Genomic DNA, 3936 nt, shown 5'->3' with positions numbered 1-3936 from the left:
CATTTACTCTAAGCTGTATCCTCTTTTTGTAAAAAAAACCATTTACGTCAAGCAAATTATTGTTTACTGGGACGTCTTGAAATCTAATTACTTTTATCTTTTCCCATATTTTAAAATCGGCAATAAAATCATTAAATTCCTCAAGAGTAGGTTTTTTTTTAAATTTGGTAGTATAAATCTTTGCAAATTTTTCTATTTGATTAACAAACATATAGTAATCTTGTTCATTAAAAACTGTATCAATAAACTCATCTTCTGCAAAAGCTATCTTGCATTTGTAAATGGAGAATTGCTTTGATATATTTAAGAAATTACATTTTTTTGCCATTCCCCACCATTCCGCAAACTCTAAGTCTYGCCAAAAATAGAACCCATCGCCAAGCCATTGATGGTTTCCTTCTGCTAAAATCGGAAAGAGTAAATGTTTATTTCTAAGTTCTTGCGTGTGAAAAATTTCCAGTTCCATCTATGGAATAAATTATGCTATAATACACAATTAATATCGCATATATTAAATATTTACAACAAATTCCATAGTTAACGCTAAAATGCTTTCTACACTTAGCACATTTGTATTTTTTTAACTCTCCTTTTAACTCATATACTTTCTCATGGTTACAAAACACACAAGTTGTATGTTTAGGCCATCTTAAACGGGTTAAATATTCTAAACAAGTTTGCTTGTCATTAAAGTACAACGCTACATCTATAACGTTTGTAAATGGAAGGGCTTTACCTAATGGTTGCATTGCTGTAAGCGTTAATTTGCTTTTATTAAATTTATATGCTTACATTTGCTGCAAGCAAAAAGAGAGAGGGGAGGATTCGAACCTCCACCCAACGCTTAGATTACGTTACTCTATCCAGTTGAGATACCTCTCTTTTTATCTTTAGAACCACTTTAGCTATTCGTCCGTCAAAACTTATATTGCTAAAGTGGTTTATTTATTTAAATCGTACCCGATACCGCATATTGGTCTTTTATAAGATTTGTCCCCTCTTGAAACCATTCCGGCAAACCATAATAATAACGGGATTCGATTGGATTTTGTTCAATAATAAGCTTTTTAATTACTCCTGACTTAACCAACGCCGATAATTGTGCTGAAAATGCATTGTAAGCAAGATTCTTATTTGTTTGATTATTTATTATTTCCCAACACTTCTTAGCAAGCATTGGTTCATTCTGAGCGATAAGTATATTTTTTATTATCTCTTTGAATGTGCCTGTTAATTGAGAAACAGCAGTAGAATTTGGCTCAACCTTTTTATAAATCAGAGTATCAGCGCCTATTGATAATAACAAGTTTAATGCCTCTTGAAGTTTGCGTGCTTCATTAATATGATAGTCAATMTTCTGTTTTATTGAGGAAACATTAATCATTTTTTCGTCCGTCATGGTGAGTATGATTTAATTGTAAGCCAAAGGTCTAAATAATAAATGACAAATACAAGAGGTAAAGAATATTTTTAGATATCATTAGACACTAAGCTCATTTTACTCTATTTGCAGCCCTATTTATACTATTAACTTATACACATTACGCCTGTTTAACTTGGTTGCATCTATCAAACCCTCACGATACATCTTAGACGTTATAAATGTAATTCGCTTATAAACTGTTTGCTTGTCTTTAATCTCCTTATCTAATATCAGTATGTAGTTAGCTATGTCTATTGTATCTCCTGCACCAATACGTGTTAGCACATAAAATACTTTCTCCTCTAACGTTGCTTTATAATCGTATAACAAAGCATCTGTTGCTACATCTTCTTATCTACGGGGAGTTATTCTTTGTGGCAACTCATAAGCGTTAATTGCTAATGTTACACGCTCTAAATCGTTAATGAGTTCTTTACGCTTAGCTTTGAGTTCTGCTAATATCTGTGCGTCTGTCATACTGTTATAAGGCTTATACAGTACAAGGTAATAAACTAATCTATCAGTAACAAACCTAAAATCAGTGGGTTAATGCAAGATATAGTTGCTTAAAACAATTAAGGTCTTTTATGTGATAACAACTATCTTTCCGCCACTATTATTACTATCCATAAGGGAATGTGCGGCGGCGATTTCATCGAGTTTAAACGTACGGCCAATACTTAGATTTATTAGCGCGTTTTCAACATCACTAATAAACTGCTGAAAATGCTCCCTGTCTACCCTGATTTGACCGCTATCATATACGGTTAGATTAACAGTAGCCGGGATGTATTCCATCGGTGCAAAGTCATTGATTGACCATTGTTCCGAAAGCATGCCGGTCATACAAACAATACCACCTGGTGCGGCGCATGCTAATGAATCTTTCAGTGTGGACGTGCCAATCAGTTCCAGTACTTTATTTACACCATCAGGTATGTCGGTCTTAACCTTTTGCATAATACGGCCATCATCTATAATAACCCGATCTGCACCATTTTTCAGCAGAATTTCTGTTTTCTCCGGGTTTCGCGTAGTCGCAATTACGAAAAGTCCGTTGTTTTTGGCCAATTGGATCGCTAACATCCCAATAGATGATGTGCCACCCCTGACCAGTATTGTTTCGCCAGGCTGGATTTTTAAGGCCAGCTGAAGTGAACCATACACCGTTTGGAACATTTCGGGTATAGCCCCTAATTCTTTCCAGGACAATTTACTTTCAAACGGAATGAGTAAAGGTTTGGGCAAAAGCGTATATTCTGCATAGCTGCCATCAAAATCCCTTCCCATACCTCCCATAAAGGCGGCTACCTTTTGTCCGGCAGTAAATTCACTTGAAGGGTCATTTTCCACCTCTCCTACGCACTCAATACCCAATATGCGCGGAAACCTAACACCCGGCGATAAGCCTTTGCGCGTCATCAACTCTGAGCGGTTCAGGCCAAACGCTCTAACTCTAATCAAAACCCAATCCTTCTTTAATGTAGGAATGTCTCTTTCCTCAATTAAAATATTTTCGGGGCCGCCGGCATTTTTTATAACTGCTGCTTTCATCATCGTTTTGATTTGAAGCAAAGGTCATGTGTTTGGGGCAAACGAACCCATAAGATTTCTTAAGAAATACTTTTAAAGAATTTATGGTTACCCTTTGGAAACAATGTTTTTGCGGATGGCGCTTAAAAATTCCGGTGTAATTCCTAAATAGGAAGCAATTTGAGCAAGTGGTAAACGGTTGGCAAGGTTGGGGTACTGCCTGAGAAAATATTCGTAGCGCTCTTCTGCCGACGAACTTATGTTCTGAAGTACCCTATTTTGTGATTCGATGTATTTTTGCTCGATAATGACCCGGAAATTATGATCGAACTTATGATACTCAGTATAAAGATATAAAACATCGTCATGTTTAATTTGCAAAAAGGTTGTAGGTTCCACGGCTTCTATAGATAGCTGACTTGCTTTTTCAGCGTAGAAACTACTTAAATCCATCGCCCAATCATTTTCCGCAATAAATTGAATGTTATGCTCTTTCCCGTTTTTATCAATGGCATACATTCTCAAACAACCGGAAATTACAAATGTAAAATGCCTGCAAACCTCACCCTGCTGCAAGATATACTGCCTGCGTTTTATACTATTTTGCGTAAAAAGCACTCCCAATTCATTGCGTTCTTTAGCATTGAGCGGGAAATATTCATTAAAGTGAAGATTTAATTTATCTATTGACACATCAATAAAGCCTTTGTAAATAAGAAAAAATGAATAACTGTTAAATGGTTTAAATTAGTTTCTTATCTGCAATTTATTAAAGATATGCCTGACGTGCACAATTTTTATAATGTTAATGATAAAACAAGTATTTTTAAAGCCAGTGACGGTAAGTGGATATAATTTGTTTTAACAGTGAGATCATAAACCATCGAGTTGAAACATCTTTTGAACTTGGCGCATGATTGTTCAGCCTGTGGTCGGTGTTATCACCATAGGTGTTCGGAAGATTGTAATTGCAGTATATA

At 35.6% G+C, this 3936-nt stretch carries 5 protein-coding genes and 1 tRNA gene; all 6 read right to left on the bottom strand.

All coding sequences use genetic code 11. From position 1 onward, the window contains the following. Positions 1–466, bottom strand: a 466-nt coding sequence (locus tag AC1DRQ_RS29990) for a hypothetical protein (protein ID WP_477429562.1), incomplete at its 3' end; no start/stop codon positions are given. Beyond that, positions 432–749 carry a transposase gene (locus tag AC1DRQ_RS29985; protein ID WP_477429560.1) on the bottom strand — a complete coding sequence of 106 codons (318 nt, stop codon included), beginning with the start codon at positions 747–749 and terminating at the stop codon, positions 432–434. The genes AC1DRQ_RS29990 and AC1DRQ_RS29985, both read right to left, overlap by 35 nt. Positions 750–810: 61 nt before the next feature. Next, positions 811–882 (bottom strand) — tRNA-OTHER (locus tag AC1DRQ_RS29980). Between the two features lie 67 nt (positions 883–949). Continuing rightward, positions 950–1399 carry a hypothetical protein gene (locus AC1DRQ_RS29975; protein ID WP_477429558.1) on the bottom strand — a complete coding sequence of 150 codons (450 nt, stop codon included), beginning with the start codon at positions 1397–1399 and terminating at the stop codon, positions 950–952. Between the two features lie 609 nt (positions 1400–2008). Continuing rightward, the gene (locus AC1DRQ_RS29970) at positions 2009–2980 is read right to left on the bottom strand and encodes a zinc-binding alcohol dehydrogenase family protein (RefSeq protein WP_477429556.1); all 972 of its coding nucleotides are present in this window, start codon (positions 2978–2980) and stop codon (positions 2009–2011) included. Between the two features lie 84 nt (positions 2981–3064). After that, complete coding sequence (locus tag AC1DRQ_RS29965) at positions 3065–3649, bottom strand: Crp/Fnr family transcriptional regulator (RefSeq protein WP_477429554.1); 585 nt, start codon at positions 3647–3649, stop codon at positions 3065–3067. Between the last annotated feature and the right edge of the window lie 287 nt (positions 3650–3936).

The organism is Mucilaginibacter sp. P4_E8 (genome assembly GCF_056401495.1).
The sequence above is the reverse complement of the archived record's forward strand: the minus strand, read 5'-3'. Positions and strand labels throughout refer to the sequence as shown.

Coding starts and splice junctions, on each gene's coding strand:
- AC1DRQ_RS29985 (WP_477429560.1), bottom strand. CDS start 749: ATGCAACCATTAGGTAAAGCCCTTCCATTTACAAACGTTATAGATGTA.
- AC1DRQ_RS29970 (WP_477429556.1), bottom strand. CDS start 2,980: ATGATGAAAGCAGCAGTTATAAAAAATGCCGGCGGCCCCGAAAATATT.